The organism is Brevundimonas denitrificans (genome assembly GCF_030160755.1).
In the GTDB taxonomy this organism is placed as follows: domain Bacteria; phylum Pseudomonadota; class Alphaproteobacteria; order Caulobacterales; family Caulobacteraceae; genus Brevundimonas; species Brevundimonas denitrificans.
On sequence record NZ_BSOY01000061.1, the window covers coordinates 1 to 19,299 of the forward strand.

The 19,299-nt window shown below is 66.8% G+C and carries 30 protein-coding genes and 1 pseudogene; 29 read left to right on the forward strand and 2 right to left on the reverse strand.

All coding sequences use genetic code 11. From position 1 onward, the window contains the following. Positions 1-183: 183 nt before the first annotated feature. Positions 184-351 carry a hypothetical protein gene (locus QQJ79_RS12060; protein ID WP_284223184.1) on the reverse strand — a complete coding sequence of 56 codons (168 nt, stop codon included), beginning with the start codon at positions 349-351 and terminating at the stop codon, positions 184-186. A 157-nt stretch (positions 352-508) separates the two neighbouring features. On the opposite strand from QQJ79_RS12060, the gene QQJ79_RS12065 reads away from it, so the two are divergent. From QQJ79_RS12065 to QQJ79_RS12080, 4 genes are all read left to right on the forward strand, one after another. Next, positions 509-1,657, forward strand: coding sequence for a GNAT family N-acetyltransferase (locus tag QQJ79_RS12065; RefSeq protein WP_284223185.1), 1,149 nt, complete (start codon positions 509-511; stop codon positions 1,655-1,657). A gap of 5 nt (positions 1,658-1,662) precedes the next feature. Further along, positions 1,663-2,580: a cupin-like domain-containing protein gene (locus QQJ79_RS12070; RefSeq protein ID WP_284223186.1), complete on the forward strand. Its 918-nt coding sequence runs from the start codon at positions 1,663-1,665 to the stop codon at positions 2,578-2,580. Positions 2,581-2,746: 166 nt separating this feature from the next. Beyond that, positions 2,747-3,598 carry a GIN domain-containing protein gene (locus QQJ79_RS12075; protein WP_284223187.1) on the forward strand — a complete coding sequence of 284 codons (852 nt, stop codon included), beginning with the start codon at positions 2,747-2,749 and terminating at the stop codon, positions 3,596-3,598. Between the two features lie 99 nt (positions 3,599-3,697). Beyond that, a complete protein-coding gene (locus QQJ79_RS12080) occupies positions 3,698-4,588 on the forward strand; it encodes a GIN domain-containing protein (RefSeq protein WP_284223188.1) in 891 nt (296 codons plus the stop codon). Between the two features lie 241 nt (positions 4,589-4,829). Here QQJ79_RS12080 and QQJ79_RS12085 read toward each other — a convergent pair whose 3' ends face one another. Next, on the reverse strand, positions 4,830-5,579 hold the full coding sequence (locus QQJ79_RS12085) for an outer membrane protein (protein ID WP_284223189.1): 750 nt from the start codon (positions 5,577-5,579) through the stop codon (positions 4,830-4,832). A 259-nt stretch (positions 5,580-5,838) separates the two neighbouring features. Here QQJ79_RS12085 and QQJ79_RS12090 point away from each other — a divergent pair, with 259 nt between their 5' ends. The 25 genes and pseudogenes from QQJ79_RS12090 to QQJ79_RS12210 form a co-directional block, all read left to right on the forward strand. Continuing rightward, positions 5,839-6,807, forward strand: a complete 969-nt coding sequence (locus tag QQJ79_RS12090; RefSeq protein WP_284223190.1) for a hypothetical protein — start codon at positions 5,839-5,841, stop codon at positions 6,805-6,807. Positions 6,808-7,113: 306 nt separating this feature from the next. Continuing rightward, complete coding sequence (gene rpsJ / locus QQJ79_RS12095; RefSeq protein ID WP_003164367.1) at positions 7,114-7,419, forward strand: 30S ribosomal protein S10; 306 nt, start codon at positions 7,114-7,116, stop codon at positions 7,417-7,419. Positions 7,420-7,439: 20 nt separating this feature from the next. Further along, entirely contained in the window at positions 7,440-8,201 is a 762-nt protein-coding gene (gene rplC / locus QQJ79_RS12100) for a 50S ribosomal protein L3 (RefSeq protein WP_284223191.1), read from the forward strand. Continuing rightward, complete coding sequence (rplD, locus tag QQJ79_RS12105; protein WP_284223192.1) at positions 8,201-8,902, forward strand: 50S ribosomal protein L4; 702 nt, start codon at positions 8,201-8,203, stop codon at positions 8,900-8,902. Before rplC ends, rplD begins: the two co-directional genes overlap by 1 nt. Beyond that, positions 8,902-9,207, forward strand: coding sequence for a 50S ribosomal protein L23 (locus tag QQJ79_RS12110; RefSeq protein WP_284223193.1), 306 nt, complete (start codon positions 8,902-8,904; stop codon positions 9,205-9,207). The genes rplD and QQJ79_RS12110 overlap by 1 nt, the downstream gene beginning before the upstream one ends. A 4-nt stretch (positions 9,208-9,211) precedes the next feature. Continuing rightward, entirely contained in the window at positions 9,212-10,045 is an 834-nt protein-coding gene (rplB, locus tag QQJ79_RS12115; protein WP_284223194.1) for a 50S ribosomal protein L2, read from the forward strand. A gap of 2 nt (positions 10,046-10,047) precedes the next feature. Further along, a complete protein-coding gene (rpsS, locus tag QQJ79_RS12120; protein WP_284223195.1) occupies positions 10,048-10,326 on the forward strand; it encodes a 30S ribosomal protein S19 in 279 nt (92 codons plus the stop codon). Positions 10,327-10,329: 3 nt separating this feature from the next. After that, positions 10,330-10,710: a 50S ribosomal protein L22 gene (rplV, locus tag QQJ79_RS12125; RefSeq protein ID WP_056450358.1), complete on the forward strand. Its 381-nt coding sequence runs from the start codon at positions 10,330-10,332 to the stop codon at positions 10,708-10,710. Continuing rightward, positions 10,710-11,465, forward strand: coding sequence for a 30S ribosomal protein S3 (gene rpsC, locus QQJ79_RS12130; protein ID WP_284223196.1), 756 nt, complete (start codon positions 10,710-10,712; stop codon positions 11,463-11,465). The genes rplV and rpsC overlap by 1 nt, the downstream gene beginning before the upstream one ends. 3 nt (positions 11,466-11,468) lie before the next feature. Beyond that, on the forward strand, positions 11,469-11,912 hold the full coding sequence (gene rplP / locus QQJ79_RS12135; RefSeq protein ID WP_284223197.1) for a 50S ribosomal protein L16: 444 nt from the start codon (positions 11,469-11,471) through the stop codon (positions 11,910-11,912). Next, positions 11,909-12,106 (forward strand): 50S ribosomal protein L29, encoded by a 198-nt coding sequence (rpmC, locus tag QQJ79_RS12140; protein WP_284223199.1) that lies wholly within the window; start codon positions 11,909-11,911, stop codon positions 12,104-12,106. Before rplP ends, rpmC begins: the two co-directional genes overlap by 4 nt. 10 nt (positions 12,107-12,116) lie before the next feature. Beyond that, a complete protein-coding gene (gene rpsQ / locus QQJ79_RS12145; protein ID WP_055832150.1) occupies positions 12,117-12,365 on the forward strand; it encodes a 30S ribosomal protein S17 in 249 nt (82 codons plus the stop codon). Between the two features lie 18 nt (positions 12,366-12,383). After that, positions 12,384-12,752 carry a 50S ribosomal protein L14 gene (gene rplN / locus QQJ79_RS12150; RefSeq protein WP_055832151.1) on the forward strand — a complete coding sequence of 123 codons (369 nt, stop codon included), beginning with the start codon at positions 12,384-12,386 and terminating at the stop codon, positions 12,750-12,752. Between the two features lie 2 nt (positions 12,753-12,754). Further along, positions 12,755-13,063 (forward strand): 50S ribosomal protein L24, encoded by a 309-nt coding sequence (rplX, locus tag QQJ79_RS12155; protein WP_055832153.1) that lies wholly within the window; start codon positions 12,755-12,757, stop codon positions 13,061-13,063. Further along, positions 13,063-13,623: a 50S ribosomal protein L5 gene (rplE, locus tag QQJ79_RS12160; protein WP_056615248.1), complete on the forward strand. Its 561-nt coding sequence runs from the start codon at positions 13,063-13,065 to the stop codon at positions 13,621-13,623. Before rplX ends, rplE begins: the two co-directional genes overlap by 1 nt. A gap of 19 nt (positions 13,624-13,642) precedes the next feature. Further along, entirely contained in the window at positions 13,643-13,948 is a 306-nt protein-coding gene (rpsN, locus tag QQJ79_RS12165) for a 30S ribosomal protein S14 (RefSeq protein WP_055832157.1), read from the forward strand. A 14-nt stretch (positions 13,949-13,962) separates the two neighbouring features. After that, positions 13,963-14,361, forward strand: a complete 399-nt coding sequence (gene rpsH / locus QQJ79_RS12170; RefSeq protein ID WP_055832159.1) for a 30S ribosomal protein S8 — start codon at positions 13,963-13,965, stop codon at positions 14,359-14,361. A gap of 1 nt (position 14,362) precedes the next feature. After that, the gene (gene rplF, locus QQJ79_RS12175) at positions 14,363-14,896 is read left to right on the forward strand and encodes a 50S ribosomal protein L6 (RefSeq protein ID WP_284223200.1); all 534 of its coding nucleotides are present in this window, start codon (positions 14,363-14,365) and stop codon (positions 14,894-14,896) included. Between the two features lie 3 nt (positions 14,897-14,899). Then, complete coding sequence (gene rplR / locus QQJ79_RS12180; RefSeq protein WP_284223201.1) at positions 14,900-15,262, forward strand: 50S ribosomal protein L18; 363 nt, start codon at positions 14,900-14,902, stop codon at positions 15,260-15,262. A 12-nt stretch (positions 15,263-15,274) separates the two neighbouring features. Then, complete coding sequence (gene rpsE, locus QQJ79_RS12185) at positions 15,275-15,895, forward strand: 30S ribosomal protein S5 (protein WP_055832165.1); 621 nt, start codon at positions 15,275-15,277, stop codon at positions 15,893-15,895. Positions 15,896-15,897: 2 nt separating this feature from the next. Further along, complete coding sequence (gene rpmD / locus QQJ79_RS12190) at positions 15,898-16,095, forward strand: 50S ribosomal protein L30 (protein ID WP_284223202.1); 198 nt, start codon at positions 15,898-15,900, stop codon at positions 16,093-16,095. Positions 16,096-16,324: 229 nt separating this feature from the next. Next, positions 16,325-16,918, forward strand: coding sequence for a 50S ribosomal protein L15 (rplO, locus tag QQJ79_RS12195; RefSeq protein ID WP_348521792.1), 594 nt, complete (start codon positions 16,325-16,327; stop codon positions 16,916-16,918). A gap of 104 nt (positions 16,919-17,022) precedes the next feature. After that, positions 17,023-18,414, forward strand: coding sequence for a preprotein translocase subunit SecY (gene secY, locus QQJ79_RS12200; protein WP_284223203.1), 1,392 nt, complete (start codon positions 17,023-17,025; stop codon positions 18,412-18,414). 22 nt (positions 18,415-18,436) lie between these two features. After that, complete coding sequence (locus QQJ79_RS12205; RefSeq protein WP_284223204.1) at positions 18,437-19,009, forward strand: adenylate kinase; 573 nt, start codon at positions 18,437-18,439, stop codon at positions 19,007-19,009. A 58-nt stretch (positions 19,010-19,067) separates the two neighbouring features. Further along, a pseudogene (locus QQJ79_RS12210) lies at positions 19,068-19,299 on the forward strand (hypothetical protein); the annotation flags it as partial.

Sequence of the window (19,299 nt, forward strand, 5' to 3'; positions counted from 1 at the left end):
GGCGGGGGCGGCGGCCGGGCGGTCGGCGGGAGCCGGGGCCGGCGCCCCGCAGGCGGCGAGGGAGACGAGGCCGGCCGAGACGAGGATCAGGCGAAAGGACATGGAATTCCGGTTGGTTGCGGTCCGGACCCAACCCCTGACCCGTCCGACCGTTCCAGCACAAATCCGCCGGGCACGCCGTCGTCAGGGATTGGGCTTGCCCGTCGCCGGATCGGTGGCGGTCTCGCCGGAGTTGGAAGACCCCTCCGACCCCTTCGGCTCGGTGGCGGGACGGGGCGGCGCGCCCTCGCGCGCGGGCGTGCGCTGGTCCTCGGTTTCGGTTTCGCGATTGGAGGGACGGTCGGATGTCATGGGCGCTCCGTTGGCAGGGTCTGTAAGGCCAACGCCCGCCGCGACCCGAGGCTCCGCACAGACTTCATTCACCATGAACGCTCACCGGCCCGAAACGGGCGCTGTGCCAGGTTGGGCGGGAAGGGCGGTCCGTCATGGGCCGCCGAAGGACGGCTGCATGGCTTCGCTGAAGGTGGACATCGTCGGGATCGACGCGCTCGGGGATGCGGAGTGGACGGCGTGGCGCGCCATGCTGGACGCCAACCCGGCGCTGGCCAGCCCCTATTTCCGGCCGGAGTTCGCCCGGGTCGCCGGCCGCGTCAGCCCCAGCTCCGCGGTGGCGGTGTTCTCGCGCGGCGGCGTGACCGTCGGCTTCTTCCCGCATCAACGGCGCGGCGGGGCGATGCAGCCGCTGGCGGCGCCGATGAACGACTATCACGGCGTCATCGCCTTCCCCGGCATGGTGCCCTCGCTGGAAGAGGCGGCGGAGGCGCTGGGCGCCACCCGGCTGAACCTGACCGCTTGGGTCGGGCCGACGGCGCTGGGCGAGGACCGGCGCACGGTCCAGGTCGAGTTCGGCGGCGACGGCTATGACGGCTGGTACGCCGAACGCCGGGCGACCTTCGGCAAATTCTTTAAGGACAAGGAGCGCGCCCGCCGCAGCATGGAGGCCGAGCTTGGGTCCCTGCGGGTTGAGCGTGACCTGCGCGATCCGGCGATGCTGGACTGGCTGATCGACCTCAAGCGCGATCAGTACCGGCGGACGGGCCGCCACGACATCTTCGCCTGCGGCTGGACCACCGACCTGCTGCACGCCCTGCTCAGGGAAGACGGCGAAGGCTTCGGCGCCTCCATGGCCGCCCTGTGGGCCGGCGACCGGCTGACGGCGGTGGAGTATTCGCTGCACGCCGGCGACCAGTATCATTTCTGGTTCCCGGGCTATGAGCCCAGCCTGGCGCGCTGTTCGCCGGGCATTCTGCTGAGCATGGACACCATGCGGCTGGCGGCGGAGCGCGGCTATCGCACCTTCGACTTCGGTTTCGAGGGCGAGCACTACAAAAAGTATTTCTGCAACGGCTTCAAACTGGTGCGCGAGGCCGTGGTGCTGAGGCCCGGCCTCGGGGCGACCATGAGCCAGGCCGCCGTCGGGGCCTTGAACCTGGCCGGGGGCGACCGCGGAGACCGGCTGCGCACCAGCGTGCGCCGCCGCTGGGCCGCCATCGAGGCCTGCGAGACCACGCCGACCGCCCGGATGAAGGGCGCCATGCAGGCGGCGGGCGCCGCTCTTGCAAAGGTTCGTGCAACCGCCAACCGCGTTCCGGCCTGAGACAGATGAAGACCAGCGCACAGACCCGCACCCGCTACACCGGCCCGATCGCCGAGGCCGGGGTCCATCCGCACAGTCTGGTGGAGCAGGGCTTCGCCTCCGACGAAGCGCTGGCCGCGGTGCTGGATCGCTATCCGGCCGAACTGTTCGACATCAACCTGTACGACTATGACGACGAGGGTCAGGTGTCCCTGCGCACCGGCGCGCGCGGCAAGCTGGACGGGGCCGAATTGCTGGCCGCGATCCAGCAGGGGCGGCTGTGGGTCAATCTGCGCTCGGTCGAGACCGGCTGGCCCGAGCTGTGGGCGGCGGCCATGGCCGAGTTCGGCAAGGTGCAGGCGGCCTATCCGGGACTGCGCGCCGTCAGGAACGCCGGCCAGCTGATCCTGTCCTCGCCCAAGGCGCGGGTGCCGTATCATTTCGACCCCGCCGGCGTGGTCCTGTTCCACCTGCGCGGCCGCAAGCGGATCTTCGTCTATCCGGGCGACGAGGCCCATCTGGCCGAGATCGACATGGAGAAGGTGGTGTCGCGCCAGACCACCGAGGAACTGCCCTATGTCCGCGCCTTCGAGGCCGACGCCCGGGTCATCGATCTCGAGCCGGGCCAGGCCCTGACCTGGCCGATCTATGCGCCGCACCGGGTCGAGAACCTCGACCGGTTCTGCGTCTCCCTGTCGATGGACTTCCAGACCTGGCCCTCGCGCTTCCGCAACGGGGCCCTGTTCGCCAACGCCGTGCTGCGCAGTCGGGGCGGGCGTCCGCGCATGACCGACCGCATGGCCACACCCGAACTGGCCGCCCGTTGGGCCGCCTCCCTCGCCCTGAAGCGGGCGGGCATGCTGAAGAGCCGGCTCGCGACCTTCGAGCGCGATTTCGAACCCGAGGTCGGCGTCGAGGACGGGGCGGGCGCGCTGCGGGCGTGAGGGCGAGAACCCGTCACAGAATTGGACAGATTTCGGACACTCCGACGACGGAATTCCCGGCGGCTATGATGACTTCGATGAATTCGGAGTCATGACCTCATTTTAAGCTGACTTCACCGTTGGCTGGTCCCACCTTTCCGCCACATTCCGGAGAGGGAACGCCGTTATGAAGCTCGCCATCGCTTCCGCCGCCGCGCTCGCGGCCGTCGCCGTCGGCCCCGCCGCGGCCAAGGACGGGCCGTCCGCGAAGATCGAACATGCGGTCGCCCGCGTCGTAGTCATCGTGGAGGACCGCGCCGAAATCGGCGTCGAGATCGAACAGGGGGCTTCGGGTCTCCCAACGGTCCGGGTTCGCCGCCGGGGCGACGACGTCATCATCGACGGCGGCCTGCGGGGCGGTCTGTTCGGCAACAACGCCATCCGGGACTGCCGTTCGCGTCCCGAAAACGCGCGTCAGCCCGGCGAAGGCGCCTCCGTCGAGGTTCGCAGCCTCGGCCGCGTCAATCTGGAAGACGCGCCGCTGATTGTCATCCGCACGCCCCGCGCCGTCGAAGTCGACGTAAGAAGCGGAGCCGTGTTCGGCGCCATCGGCCGCGAGGCCTCGTCGATCGAATTGAACAATGGCGGCTGCGGCGACTGGACCGTCGCCAAGACGGAAGGGTCGATGTCCCTCTCGATCATGGGATCGGGCGACATGCGCGCCGGAACATCCGGCCGCCTGGAGGCCAGCATCATGGGGTCGGGAAGCATCGCGGCTGGCGCGACCCAGGGGCTCGAGGCCAATCTAATGGGATCGGGCGACATCAACGCCGCCCGGGTCGATGGTCCGGTCGAGGCCAACATCATGGGCTCCGGCGACATCACCATCCCCGGCAGGGTCACCAACATAGAAGCCAACATCATGGGGTCCGGCGATATCAACGTCGACGGCGCCGGCGCGATCTCCCAGACCATCATGGGCTCGGGACGGATCGTGGTCGCCGGTCAGGCCGTGCGGCCGGACCGCGGGCGTCGCTGACGCGGGCGGATCCTTACAACGGCGTCATGACCTCGATTTAAGCTGACTCGGCGCATCGGCGGCCGCATCTAACATCCATCTTCCGAAGGGAACGCTGTTATGAAACTCGTCATCGCATCCGCCATCGCTATCGCCGCCGTGGCCGCCCCCGCCTTCGCCAAGCCCGGCGACGGCCCCGAGGTCGAAATCCGCCACGCGGTCGCCCGTGTCGCCGTCATCGTCGAGGACCGCGCCGACGTGGCCGTAGAGGTCGAGCAGGGCTCGTCCGGTCTTCCGGCCGTCCAGGTGTCCCGCGTCGGCAATGAAGTCCGCATCGACGGCGGCCTGCGCCGCCGCGGCTTCTTCAATCGGGGCGACGGCATCCGCGAGTGCCGGTCCGGCCCCGATAACGCCGTACGGCCCGGCGACGGCGCCTCGGTCGAGGTGCGCGACCATGGCCGGATCAATATCCCGGACGCGCCGCTGATCGTCATCCGCACGCCGCGAAATGTCGACGTATCAGCATCCGGCGCCGTGTTCGGCTCGGTCGGCCGGGGCGCGGCCTCCGTCGAGCTCGGCAATGCCGGTTGCGGGTACTGGAATGTGGCCAATACCGAAGGCCCCGTGTCGCTGAGCATCGCAGGGTCGGGTGACATTCGCGCCGGGACCTCGACCTCGCTTGACGTCAGCATCGCCGGCTCGGGATCGGCCGCAGCGGGCGCCACCCGTGAGCTCGACGCCTCGATCGCCGGTTCTGGCGATGTGACCGTATCCCGGATCGACGGACCCCTGGATGTCTCCATCGCCGGTTCCGGCGATGTCATGGTCCGCGACGGGACCAGCCCCAATGTCGACATCAGCATCCTGGGATCGGGCGACGTGGAGTTCGGCGGCGTGGCCACTGACGTCGATGTCTCCATCGCCGGCGGCGGCGATGTCACCATCGCCCGGGCCACCGGCTCGGTCAGCCGCTCCATCGCCGGCAGCGGAGACGTTCGCATCGGCAGCTGATCCCCCTCAGCCGCCGCGCGTGAGAAGGCCCGGGAGCGTGGAACCCTCCGGGCCTTTTTTCATGTCCAGAACTCGCCGGAGGCGCCGGCTCGGGTGGGGCCGATCGGGAGCCACGCCTCCGGCGGCCGTGCGTTCGATCCGCCTGTCGCGCCGAGGGTCAGGCGGGACCGGATCATCGCCCGGCAAAAAGCCCCGGCGGATCGCTCCGCCGGGGCTTGGTGGGGTCGGACGTGCGGGACGCTTACAGCGCGCCCAGCAGACCCATCACGCCCGAGCCCGGCAGGGCCGCGCCGGCGCGGTCGCGCGCCTGCTGGCCGCCGCCGAAGCTGTAGCGCAGGCCGACGGTCCAACTGTCGACGTCCAGGTCCTCGATGTCCGAGTGCGAATAGCCGGCGGTCACCGAGAACGGCGAGCGGGCGATTTCGTATTCGGCGCCGACGCCGTAGGTGACGCCGTCCACGTCGGCGTCGTCGATGGTCATCCACGACACGCCGGCGTTCAGGCGCAGGGCGTCGGTGACGTAGAAGGCCGCGTCGCCGCCGACCGACCAGACGTCCAGATCGACGTCGTCGGCGGTGGTGTAGGCCACGACGCCGGTCAGCGTCGCTCGCGACAGGTATTTCTGGACCTCGAGGCCGCCGGTCAGGACGGTTTCATCGGCCACGTCGGCGGCGCCGACGAAGCCGCCGATGCGCAGGTCCGAGCCCACAACGGTGGTCAGGTGAGCCGTGCCGGCGACGGCGGTGTCGTCGCTGGCGCCGTCATCGAACTGGCTGGCGTCGGCGGCGAGGGTGACGGTCCAGGCGCCGAAGGCCGGCATGGCCACGACGCCGTCGACGGCCCAGGCGTCCGTGTCGGCGCTGAGGCCGCCGATTTCGGCTTCGGAATTGCCATAGGCGACGCCGACCGAACCGACCGGGCCGTCCTGGGCCAGGGCGGGGGCGGCGGCGAAGGCGGCGACGGCGGAGGTGAGGAGGAGGAGAGACTTCATGGTTTTTTCCCTTGGGCGGCGTCGGGGAGTCGCACCGCCATGACGCTCGGCTATCAGCGCCATTCCCAGCTTTGCTATTACAAACCCGTCATAAAACAGCGGCTTGAGACGAGTGTGTCGAACCGGTTACGCATTGTGGCGCCCCTGCGGCGATCCGGCGGACGGATAACGGCGCACCGTGTACTGGCCGTCAGAAACCGGAGGGCGCGGGGCAAGGCTCTCCGGTCCAGGCTGGCGCTCTTCCGGTGGAGATTCGGCCATGACAGCGATCCGTCCCGCGCTCCGTCCTGCGCTCAGCGCCGTGCTCCTGATGGCTGCGGCCGCGCCGGCGAGCGCCCAGACCCCGCCGGACGCCCTGACCTGGATGGTGCTGAACGAGATCAACAGCGTGTATTTCGACCGGACCGAGCCGTTCAATCGGCCGCCGCTGGTCAGTCGTGTTCCCGACGGCGTCATCCGACCGGTGGATGTGTCCCACGACGGCAAGCCGGACTGGCTGATCGACTATACGGACTCCGGCCTGATGTACTGCGGCACCGGCGGCTGTCTGCGGACCCTCTATGTCAGCCACGGCGACGACTATCTGATGGCCTTCGACGAGCAGACCCACACCTTCGACCTGACGACCCGGGGAGGAGAGACGGTGATCGAGGTCGAGGTCCATCACGTCTTCTGCGGCCCGGCCGGAGACAGCTGCGCCTTCGCCTGGACGTGGGACGCCGGGCTGGAGCAACTGGTCGAGCGGCCCACCGCCGCCGGCCAGACCCTGCTGACCAATGACGGCGGCTTTCCGCCGGTGGCCGAGCGACCGGGCAGTCGTCCGGCCGTCGATGGCCTGCCGGAGGAACTGGCGGCGGTGTGGCGCGAGAGCCGCCTGACCTGTCCATCCCAGGACCATGACGGCTTCCGGACCCACCGCCCGACCTTCAAGAGCGTGCCGGACCTGAACGGGGACGGCCTGCGGGACTGGCTGGTCCGCAAGCCCGACCCCTGCGCCGCATCGCCCGAGGACACCGTCCAGCCCGTCGGCTTCAGCGTCTGGCTGACCGGGCCGGAAGGCGGGCTCAGCGAAGCCTGGGCCTCCGCGCCGGATCACTGGGCCATGATCGACATCGCCACGACGCCCGCCCGGCTGGTCAGCAACCCGGCCTGCGGCTACGAACCCGCCTGTCCGAACCGGCGTTTGCGGTGGGACCCGGGGTCGTCGACCTTCGTTTCCGTGGATTAGGCGTCTGGCGAGGCTCCGACACAGTTTCGCCGCTTGACCAAATCGGAATCGGCGGTCATAAGCCCCCACTCTTGTTGGACCGGCTGTGCATCCCGCGTGTTTTTGGGATGCAGACGCGGTTCGCAGGAACGACCTGAGACCTGTTCTTTGCAGTGACCCAGGACTTCAACGGCCTTCGCGGGTGACTGCGTGGGCCGATCGTTTTTGCGGACGTGCGTACTCTGAAGGCCTTACGGCCTGAAGACCTCCGGTCTTTGAAATGGTTCACAGGGACGCAGGTTCGCCTGCTTGGGAATAGCTACCGATATGGATCAAAGCATCCGCATCAGGCTCAAGGCCTTCGATCACCGCGTCCTCGACTTTTCGACGCGCGAAATCGTCAACACGGCCAAGCGCACCGGCGCGACCGTTCGCGGTCCGATCCCGCTGCCGACCCTGATCGAAAAGTTCACCGTGAACCGCTCGCCGCACGTCGACAAGAAGTCGCGCGAGCAGTTTGAAATCCGCACGCACAAGCGTGTCCTCGATATCGTCGACCCCACCCCGCAGACTGTGGACGCGCTCATGAAGCTCGACCTGTCCGCCGGCGTGGATGTCGAGATCAAGATTTAATAAGAAAGAGGCGGGATCCGATGCGCACGGGCGTGATCGCCAAGAAACTGGGTATGACGCGTGTCTTCGCTGAAGACGGCGCGCATGTTCCAGTCACGATCTTGCAGCTGGATGGCTGTCAGGTCGTGGGTCAGCGGACTCAGGAGCGGGACGGCTATGTCGCCCTGCAGCTGGGTGCTGGCTCCAAAAAGGCCAAGAACACCAACAAGGCTCAGCGCGAATCTTTCGCCAAGCTTGAAGTTGAGCCGAAGGCCTATGTCACCGAGTTCCGCATCGATGCGGACGCCATGATGGATGTGGGCTCCGAGTTCTCGGCTGACCATTTCGTCGCCGGCCAGAAGGTCGACGTCCAGGCCGAGACCATCGGCAAGGGCTTCGCCGGCGCCATGAAGCGCTGGAACTTCGGCGGTCTGCGGGCGACCCACGGCGTCTCGGTCTCGCACCGTTCGCACGGTTCGACCGGTCAGCGTCAGGATCCGGGCAAGACGTTCAAGGGCAAGAAGATGGCCGGCCACTACGGCACGGAAGTCGTCACCACCCAGAACCTCACCGTGTTCCGCGTCGACGTCGAGCGTGGCCTGCTGCTGATCAAGGGCGCTGTCCCCGGTCACGAAGGCACCTGGGTCAAGGTTCGCGACGCGATCAAGAAGGCCCGTCCGGCCGACGCCCCGTTCCCCGGCGGCGTGAAGTCCAAGGGCGGCTCCGCTGCTGCGGCTCAACCGGCTGAAACGCCGGCCGAGGAAGCCCCGGCTGTCGAGACCACCGAAGGCGGTGAAGCGTAATGAAACTCTCGGTCATCAAACTCGACGGCAAGGCCGCCGGTGACGTCGATCTGTCGGACGCCGTTTTCGGCATCACCGACATCCGCGGCGACATCCTGGCCCGCTACGTCAACTGGCAACTGGCCAAGCGCCGCGCCGGCACCCACAAGGTCCAGACCCGGAACGAGAACTCTCGCACCGGCAAGAAGATGTACAAGCAGAAGGGAACCGGCGGCGCCCGTCACGGTTCGCGTCGCGCCCCGCAGTTCGTCGGTGGTTCGCGCGCCTTCGGCCCGGTCGTTCGCGACCACGGCTTCTCCCTGCCGAAGAAGGTTCGCGCCCTGGCCCTGCGTCACGCGCTGTCGGCCAAGGTCGTCGCCGGTGATCTGGTCGTCGTCGACAGCCTCTCGCTGAAGGACGCCAAGACCGCCGGTCTGCGCGAAACCCTCGGCAAGCTGGGCTGGACCCGCACGCTGATCATCGCCGGTCCGGAAGTCGACACGAACTTCGGTCTGGCTGCTCGCAACATCCCGATGGTCAACGTCCTGCCGAACGCCGGCCTGAACGTTTACGACATCCTGCGCGCGGACAAGCTGGTGCTGACCAAGGCGGCTGTTGAAGCCATCGAGGCCACCTACGCCGACTACACCCCGTCGCGTCGTGAAGCCGAGGCCGCCAAGGCCGCCAAACCGGCTGCCAAGACGAAGAAGGAGGCCGCGTAATGGCTGGCGCCAACCCCACCGCAAAACACTACGACACCATCCTGGCTCCGATCATCACGGAAAAGGCCACGATCCTGTCGGAGCAGAACAAGGTCGTCTTCCGCGTTGCCGGAACCTCGACCAAGGATGAGATCGCCGCTGCGGTCGAAAGCCTGTTCAAGGTCAACGTCCTGAAGGTCAACACCCTCGTCCAGAAGGGCAAGACCAAGCGCTTCCGCGGCATCATGGGCCGTCGGGTCGACATCAAAAAAGCGATCGTGACGCTGGCTGAAGGCCAGTCGATCGACGTCACCACGGGGCTCTGATCAGATGGCCTTGAAGACTTACAATCCGACATCGCCGGGCCGTCGCGCCCTGGTGCTGATCGACCGTTCGGAGCTCCACAAGGGACGCCCCGAGAAGTCGCTGACCGAAGGCCTGACCAAGTCGGGCGGTCGCGGCGCCGGCGGTCGTATCGCCGTCCGCTTCCGCGGCGGCGGCGCCAAGACGCTGTACCGCAAGATCGACTTCAAGCGCCGGAAGTTCGCCACGGCGACCGTCGAGCGTCTGGAATACGATCCGAACCGGACCGCCTTCATCGCCCTCATCGTCTATGAGGACGGCGAAAAGGCCTACATCATCGCGCCGCAACGCCTGAAGGCGGGCGACTCGGTGGTTGCCGGTGAAAAGGTCGACGTGAAGCCGGGCAATGCGATGCCGCTTCGCTCGGTGCCGGTCGGCACGATCATCCACAACGTCGAAATGAAGCCGGGCAAGGGCGCCCAGCTGGCCCGCTCGGCCGGCGCCTACGCCCAGCTGGTCGGCCGCGACGCCGGCTACGCCCAGATCCGTCTGGGTTCGGGCGAGCTTCGCATGGTCCTGGACGGCTGCATGGCCACGGTGGGCGCGGTTTCGAACCCCGACCACATGAACCAGAACCTCGGCAAGGCCGGCCGCGTCCGTCACATGGGCTGGCGTCCGCACGTTCGCGGCGTCGCCATGAACCCGATCGACCACCCGCACGGTGGTGGTGAAGGCCGGACCTCTGGTGGTCGCACCCCGGTTACGCCGTGGGGCAAGGACACCAAGGGCACCCGCACCCGCAAGAACAAGGCGACGGACAAGTTCATCATCCGTACCCGGCACGTTAAGAAGGCTCGCTAAAGATGGCCCGCTCCTCCTGGAAAGGCCCGTTTGTCGACGGGTATCTGCTCAAGAAGGCCGACGCCGTCTCGACGTCGGGCCGCAAGGACGTGATCAAGACCTGGTCGCGCCGCTCCACCATCCTGCCGCAGTTTGTCGGCCTGACCTTCGGCGTCCACAACGGCCTCAAGCATGTGCCGGTGTCGGTCTCCGAGGAAATGGTCGGCATGAAGCTCGGCGAGTTCGCCCCGACCCGGAACTTCCCGGGCCACGCGGCGGACAAGAAGGCCAAAAGGAAGTAACTGATGGCCCAGACAAAAAACCCCCGTCGGGTCGCCCCGACCGAAGCGCGCGCCAAGCTGGTGAACGTCCGGATCAGCCCTCAGAAGCTGAACCTGGTCGCCCAGTCGATCCGCGGCCTGCCGGTGCAGAAAGCGCTGAACGAGCTGGAATTCAGCCGCAAGCGCATCGCCACCGACGTCCGCAAGGTGCTGTATTCGGCCGTGTCGAACGCCGAGAACAACCACAACCTCGACATCGACAACCTGGTCGTCGCCGAGGCCTTCGTGGGCAAGAACCTGGTGATGAAGCGTTTCGCGAGCCGTGCTCGTGGCCGCTCGTCGCGCATCCTGAAACCTTTCGCGGAGATCACTATCGTGGTCCGCGAAGCCGGTGAGGCCGCCTGATGGGTCAGAAAGTCAATCCGATCGGTCTGCGCCTCGGCGTCAACCGTACGTGGGACAGCCGCTGGTTCGCCCGCGGCGCCGAATACGCCAAGCTGCTGCACCAGGACCTCAAGCTGCGCACGTGGCTGAAGGAACGCCTGAACGCCGCCGGCGTGTCGCGCATCATCATCGAGCGTCCGCACAAGAAGTGCCGCGTGACGATCTACGCCGCCCGTCCGGGCGTCGTGATCGGCAAGAAGGGCGCTGACATCGAGAAGCTCCGCAAGGACATCTCGGCGCGCACCGAGGGTGAAGTTCACCTGAACATCGTCGAAGTGCGCAAGCCCGAGACGGACGCCCAGCTGATCGCCGAGAACATCGCGCAGCAGCTGGAACGCCGGATCGCCTTCCGCCGCGCCATGAAGCGTTCGATGCAGTCGGCCATGCGTCTCGGCGCCAAGGGCGTCCGCATCAACGTGTCGGGCCGCCTCGGCGGCGCGGAAATCGCGCGGATGGAATGGTATCGCGAAGGCCGTGTGCCGCTGCACACCCTGCGCGCCGACATCGACTACGGCTTCATCCAGGCCAAGACGACCTACGGCATCATCGGTGTCAAAGTCTGGGTCTTCAAGGGTGAGGTGCTCGAGCACGATCCGATGGCCCAGGACAAGCGCTGGGCCGCCGAGGCTGCTGGTCCGTCGTCCAACGAAGGCCGTGAACGCGGCGGTCCCCGCGGTGATCGCGGTCCGCGCCGCGACCGGGCACGTGAGAGCTAAGTCATGCTGCAACCGAAGAAAACCAAGTACCGCAAGGCCTTCAAGGGCCGCATCCACGGCGCCGCCAAAGGCGGCTTCTCGCTGAACTTCGGGTCCTACGGCCTGAAGACGGTGGAGCCGGAACGCATCACGGCGCGTCAGATCGAGGCGGCCCGCCGCGCGATCACCCGCCAGATGAAGCGTCAGGGCCGGGTCTGGATCCGGGTGTTCCCCGACCTGCCCGTCACGGGCAAGCCGGCCGAAGTCCGCATGGGCAAGGGCAAGGGCGCCGTGGATCACTGGGCGGCGCGCTGCCACCCGGGCCGGATCCTGTTTGAAATCGACGGCGTGCCGGACGACATCGCCCGCGAGGCCCTGCGTCTCGGCGCCGCCAAGCTGCCGGTCCGTACGAAGGTGGTCACCCGCCTCGACGCCGGTGTCTCGCACGTGGAGCACGTAGGCGCATGACCAAGATCGCCGACCTCCGGGCCCAGACGCCCGACCAGCTGGCCGATGAGCTTCTGAAGCTCAAGAAGGAACAGTTCAACCTGCGCTTCCAGGCCGCCACCGGCCAGATGGAAAAGACCCATCGGGTCTCGGAAGTGCGCAAGGACATCGCCCGCATTTCCACGCTCCTGCGTGCAAATCGCGCAGCGGTTTAAGGAAACGAAGATGCCGAAACGAGTTCTCGAAGGCGTGGTCGTCTCCGACAAGGGCGACAAGACTGTCGTCGTCGTCGTCCAACGCACGCTGCTGCACCCGGTCCTGAAAAAGATCGTGCGCCTGTCCAAGAAGTACCACGCTCACGACGAAGCCAACGCCCTCAAGGTGGGCGATCAGGCCCGCATCATTGAGTGCGCCCCCAAGTCCAAGCTGAAGCGCTGGGAAGTCCTGTCGGACTCCTCGGCCTCGGCTTCGTAATCAGAAAGATCTGATCCTATGATCCAGATGCAAACTAACCTGGAGGTAGCCGACAATTCGGGTGCTCGCCGGGTCATGTGCATCAAGGTGTTGGGCGGCTCCAAGCGCCGCTACGCCTCGGTGGGCGACACGATTGTCGCTTCGGTGAAGGAAGCCATTCCTCGCGGCCGCGTGAAGAAGGGCGACGTCGTGCGCGCCATCGTCGTGCGCACCGCCAAGGACATCATGCGCAAGGACGGCTCTGTCATTCGCTTCGACAAGTCGGCCGCCGTCATCGTCAACAAGCAGAACGAGCCTGTCGGCACGCGGATCTTCGGCCCGGTTCCCCGCGAACTGCGCGCCAAGAACCACATGAAGATCATCTCTCTGGCTCCGGAGGTCCTGTAGTCATGGCCGCCAAGATCAAAACCGGCGACAACGTCGTGGTGCTCACGGGCAAGGACAAGGGCCGCACCGGCAAGGTGACCAAGGTCCTGCCGGCCACGAACCGCGTCATGGTGCAGGGGATCAACATGGTCCAGCGCCACACCCGCCCGACCCAGGCCGACCCCCAGGGCGGCATCAAGAACAAGGAAGCGTCGCTTCACCTGTCGAACGTCGCGATCGCCGACGCCAACGGCAAGGCGGCCCGCGTCGGCTTCCGCATGGAAGGCGACAAGAAGGTCCGCTTCGCCAAGACGACGGGAGACGTCATCTAATGGCCGACACCAAATACACCCCGCGCCTCAAGGGCGAGTACAACGACCGCATCAAGGGCGTGCTGACCGAGAAGTTCGGCTACACCAACCCGATGCAGATGCCCAAGCTGGACAAGATCGTCCTCAACATGGGCATCGGTGAAGCCGTGGCTGACTCCAAGAAGGCCACCGCGGCCCTCAAGGACCTGGCCGCCATCGCCGGTCAGAAGCCCGTCGCCACCAAGGCCCGCAACTCCATCGCCGGCTTCAAGCTGCGCGAAGGCATGGTCATCGGCGGCAAGGTCACCCTCCGCGGCGACCAGATGTACGAGTTCCTCGACCGCCTGATCACGATCGCGCTGCCGCGCGTGAAGGATTTCCGCGGCCTGAAGCCGACCTCGTTCGACGGTCGCGGCAACTACGCCATGGGCCTCAAGGAACACATCGTGTTCCCCGAGATCAACTACGACCAGATCGACCAGATGTGGGGCATGGACATCATCGTCTGCACCACGGCCAAGACCGATGACGAGGCGCGCGCGCTTCTCACCGAGTTCAAGTTCCCGTTCGTGACGAACTGAGCGGGAAGGGAAAGAAACCATGGCTAAGAAAAGCGCCGTAAACCGCAACGAGATGGTCAAGGCCCTCGTCGCGAAATACGCCGACAAGCGGGCCGCCCTGAAGGCGACCGCCAACAACGAATCCCTGCCTCTCGAGGAGCGTTTCGAAGCGCGCCTCAAGCTGGCCAAGCTGCCGCGCAACTCGGCCGCCAACCGGATTCGCAACCGCTGCGAAGTGACGGGCCGTCCGCGGGCCTTCTATCGCAAGCTCAAGATGAGCCGTATCGCGCTTCGTGAACTCGGCAACCTGGGTCAGATCCCGGGTCTGACCAAGTCGAGCTGGTAAGGGGAGCGACAGACATGATGATCAACGATCCCCTGAGCGACATGATCGCTCGCATCCGGAACGCGCACATGCGCAAGCGTTCCAAGGTGCTCACCCCGGCTTCCCGTCTGCGTCAGCGCGTCCTCGACGTGCTGCAGGACGAAGGCTACATCCGCGGCTATTCCCTGGTTCAGAACCCCGGCGAATTCCCGCAGTTCGAGATCGAGCTGAAATACTTCGACGGCCAGCCGGTCATCGCCGAGATCGCCCGCGTGTCCAAGCCGGGCCGCCGCGTCTACTCCGCGATCTCCGACCTGAAGCCGATCAAGAACGGCCTCGGCATCTCGATCCTCTCCACGTCCAAGGGCGTCATGTCGGACACCGCGGCTCGCGAAGCCAAGGTGGGCGGCGAAGTCCTCTGCAGGGTCTACTAAGATGTCCCGTATCGGAAAACGCACCATTGAAGTGCCGAAGGGCGTGACCGTCACGCTCGACGGCCAGACGGTCTCGGTGAAGGGTCCCAAGGGCGAACGCTCCTGGACCGTCGCCGACGAGATCGAAGTCGCCCAGGGCGACGACGGCCTGAACCTGACCATGCGCGAAGACAACCAGCGTTCGCGGGCCATGTGGGGCCTGTCGCGCACCCTGGTCGACAACATGGTCGTCGGCGTCACCACGGGCTTTGAAAAGAGCCTGGACCTGGTCGGCGTGGGCTATCGCGCCGCGATGAAGGGCAACGCCCTGTCGCTGCAGCTCGGCTTCTCGCACGACGTCGACATCCAGCCGCCTGCCGGCGTCACCTTCGCGGTGCCCAAGCAGACGGAAATCAAGATCTCCGGCGCCGACAAGCAGGCCGTGGGTCAGATCGCCGCCGTCATCCGCAAGCTGCGTCCGCCGGAGCCCTACAAGGGCAAGGGCGTCCGCTACACGGGCGAAAAGGTCCGGCGCAAGGAAGGCAAGAAGAAGTAGGTCATGGCTCTCTCTCTTCGACAACAAGCCCAGCGCCGAACCGAGCGCACCCGCCGCCGCCTGAAGGCTGTCGCCAACGGACGCCTGCGTCTGTCGGTGCACCGTTCGGACAAGAACATCTCGGCCCAGATCATCGACGACCTGAACGGCGTCACGATCGCTTCGGCCTCCTCGCTGGAAGGCGAGAAGGGCAAGAAGCCCAAGGGTTCGAACGTCGCCGCCGCCGCACTGATCGGCAAGCTGGTCGCCGAACGCGCCATCGAGAAGGGCGTCAAGGACGTCGTCTTCGATCGCGGCGGCTACATCTATCACGGACGGGTGAAGGCGCTGGCTGATGCCGCGCGTGAAGCCGGCCTGAATTTCTAAGGGACGCGACAGATGGCGCAAACACCCCAACGCGGCGGCGGCGGCAACGATCGCAATCGTCGTGACAACCGCAACGCTCCCCAGGCCGACGGTCCGGATTCGGACATCGTCGAGAAGCTGGTGCACATCAACCGCGTCGCGGCCACGGTCAAAGGCGGCCGCCGGTTCTCGTTCGCGGCCCTGATGGTCGTCGGCGACGGCAAGGGCCGCGTCGGCTTCGGTCACGGCAAGGCGCGCGAAGTGCCGGAAGCCATCCGCAAGGCGACCGAAGAAGCCAAGAAGACGATGATCCGCGTTCCGCTGCGCGAGAACCGCACCCTGCACCACGACGGCAACGGCCGTTGGGGCGCCGGCAAGATCATGATGCGCGCCGCCCCTCCCGGGACCGGCGTCATCGCGGGCGGTCCGATGCGCGCCGTGCTCGAAACCCTCGGCGTCCAGGACGTCGTGGGCAAGTCGACCGGTTCGTCGAACCCCTACAACATGATCCGCGCCACGTTCGAGGCCCTCAAGGTCCAGTCGTCGCCCCGTCAGGTCGCGTCCAAGCGCGGCAAGAAGGTCGCCGATCTGATGGGTCGTCGCAACGACGGCGCCTCGGCTCCGGAAGCGGCGCCTGAAGCCCAGGAAGCCTGACCATGGCCAAGACCGAATCCAAAGCCACCGTCACCGTTCGTCAGACCGGCAGCCCGATCCGTCGCAAGTCGGACCAGCGCGCCACCCTGTCGGGCCTGGGTCTCAACCGCATGGGCCGCGAGTCCACGCTGGAAGACACTCCCTCGGTTCGCGGCATGATCGCCAAGGTCGCCCACCTGACCGAGATCGTCGAAAAGTAAGCGCACGAAAATCTCCCTCCCCTTCGGGGGAGGGATGTCGTCGTTCACGACGACAGGGTGGGGGCGGCTCGGCGAGCGGCCCTCATTGCTATTTTGGGGACGGTTTGCTTAAAGCGCCCCCACCCGGCGGCTACGCCGCCACCCTCCCCCGGCGGGGGAGGGAGACCACAGAGACACACAGCCGAGTCCGGTCCCAGACCGGGCGCTAGCACCCGAAAGGATCAGGCACATGAAACTGAACGAAATTCGCGACAACGAAGGCGCCCACAAGAAGCGCATGCGCGTCGGCCGCGGCCCGGGCTCGGGCAAGGGCAAGACCGCCGGTCGCGGCGTCAAGGGCCAGAAGTCGCGTTCGGGCGTCGCCATCGGCGGCTTCGAAGGCGGCCAGATGCCGCTGTACATGCGGATGCCTAAGCGCGGCTTCAACAATCCGGGCGCGCTGAAGCTGGCCGAAGTGAACCTGTGGCGCCTGCAGGACGCCATCGACGCCAAGAAGCTGGACATCAAGGGCGAGATCAAGGGCGACGCCCTGGTGGCCGCCGGCGTGATCCGTCGCGTCAAGGACGGCGTCCGGATCCTGGGCACCGGCGAGATCAAGTCCAAGCTGAACCTGGTCGTCTGGTCGGCCTCGGCCGGCGCCGTGAAGGCGATCGAAGCCGCGGGCGGCACCGTCGTGCAGGAGCGGATCGCCGCTGAAGCCAAGGCCGCCGCGCGCATCGAGAAGCGCAACGCCGCCAAGGGCAAGGCTCCGCCGGCCAAGACGCCGCGCGGCGACGCCAACAAGATCTCGGCCCGCACCACGCGGACGGCCGCCAAGAAATAAGCTTGAAGGGCGCCCTCGCTAAGCGGGCGCCCTTCGCCTATCTGGACGCCGGCGCCGGATTCAGGTCCGATGCGCCGCGTTCTGACAAGTCGGGGTGACGACATATGGCTTCGGCCGCCGAACAACTCGCAGCAAACATGAACATGGGCTCGTTCGCCAAGGCGACCGAGCTGCACAAACGTCTGCTGTTCACGATCATGGCGCTGCTGATCTACCGCATCGGCACCTATGTGCCGGTTCCCGGGATCAACTCGGAAGCCTTCCTGGCCTTCTTCCAGAATCCGGACAGCCAGCGCGGCGTGCTGGACATGGTCAACATGTTCTCGGGCGGCGCCGTTGAGCGGTTCGCCGTCTTCGCCCTGAACGTGATGCCCTACATCTCGGCCTCGATCATCGTCCAGCTGATGGGCGCGGTCTATCCGCCGTGGGAGAAGCTGAAGAAGGAAGGCGGCGAGAGCGGCCGCAAACAGCTGAACCAGTACACCCGCTATCTGACCGTGGTGCTGGCCCTGTTCCAGTCGACCGGCATCGCCTTCGGCCTGAACGCCCAGCCCAATCTGATCGACCAGCCGGGCCTGTTCTTCATCGTCTCGACGGTCACCGTCCTCACCGGCGGCACCATGTTCCTGATGTGGCTGGGCGAGCAGGTGACGGCGCGCGGCGTCGGCAACGGCATCTCCCTGATCATCTTCGCCGGCATCGTCGCCGTCCTGCCGGGCACCGTCGCCCGGATGTTCGGCCTGGCCCAGCAGGGCCAGATCTCGGCCTTCACCCTGCTGTTCTTCGCCGCCATGGCCATTGGCGTGGTGGTCTTCATCGTCTTCATGGAGCGGGCCCAGCGCCGGCTGCTGATCCAGTATCCCAAGCGCCAGGAAGGCAACCGCATGGCCGGGGGCGAGCGTTCGTTCCTGCCGCTGAAGGTCAACACCGCCGGCGTCATCCCGCCGATCTTCGCCTCCTCGCTGCTGATGCTGCCGACCACGGTGGCGCAGATGACGGCCAACGCCGACCTCCCGTCGTGGATGGGCTGGCTGCCGCTGGTCACCGCCCAGATGCAGCACGGCCAGCCGGTGTTCATGCTGCTGTACGGCGCGCTGATCATCTTCTTCTGCTTCTTCTACACCTCGATCACCTTCAACCCCGAGGACACGGCCGAGAACCTGCGCAAATACGGCGGCTTCCTGCCGGGCATCCGTCCGGGCAAGCGCACGGCGGAGTATCTGGACTATGTCCTGACCCGTCTGACGGTGATCGGCGCGGCCTACATCACCGCGGTGTGCCTGCTGCCCGAGCTGATGATGGCCAACTCCGGCATGGGGGCGGCGGTCATCGGCGGCACCTCGATCCTGATCGTCGTCTCGGTGACCATGGACACCGTGGCGCAGATCCAGTCGCAGCTGCTCGCCCACCAGTACGAAGGCCTGATCAAGAAGGCCAAGCTGCGCGGTCGCGGCAAGACCTCCGGCAAGGGCGTCACCGCCCCCGCCCGGCGCTAGAGCCGGTCGGGGAGGGGCGGCGATGAACCTGATCCTGTTCGGACCGCCGGCGGCGGGCAAAGGCACCCAGGCCAAACGGCTGGTCGAGACGCGCGGCATGGTCCAGCTGTCGACCGGCGACATGCTGCGCGAGGCCATCGCTTCGGGATCCGAACTGGGTCGTGAGTGCCAGGCCATCATGTCGCGCGGCGACCTGGTGTCGGACGCCATCGTCATCGCCCTGATCGAGGCACGGCTGAAAGAGGCCGGGGACGCCGGCGGCGCCATCTTCGACGGCTTCCCCCGCACCGTGGCCCAGGCCGTGGCCCTGGACGCCATGCTGGCCAAGCTGGGCAAGAAGATCGATCACGTCATCCGGCTGAAGGTCGATGACGCCGCCCTGCTGGACCGTGTCGCCGTCCGCTTCGCCGACCAGGGCCGTCCGGACGATAATCCGGACAGTTTCAAGGTCCGGCTGGACGCCTACAACCGCAACACCGCGCCCCTGCTGCCCTACTATGGCGACAAGGGCCTGCTGAGCGAGATCGACGGCATGGGCGCCATTGCGACGGTCGCCGCCGCCATCGATGCGGTGCTGGACAGCCCCGCCGCCTGAACCTGAGGTGACCGATCCGGCGTCCCGCGCGTTCAGTCGTGCGTGATAGGATCGGTCCGTGAAATCTGAAACTCCACTGCTGAACAAGGACCGGCTGCGCAAGCTGGGCTTCGTCGTGGGCGTCACCGCCGCTCATCTCGCCGTGTTCAGCATCATGGCCCGCGCCGATGCGCCGGCTGCCCTGCCGGAGCCGGCGCCCCCGATCAGCGTCTTCCTGTTTCGCCCGCCCCCTCCGCCGCCGCCGCCTCCCGTCGAGCCGGCCCGCACCCAGGGCGGCGGCGCGCCCGCAG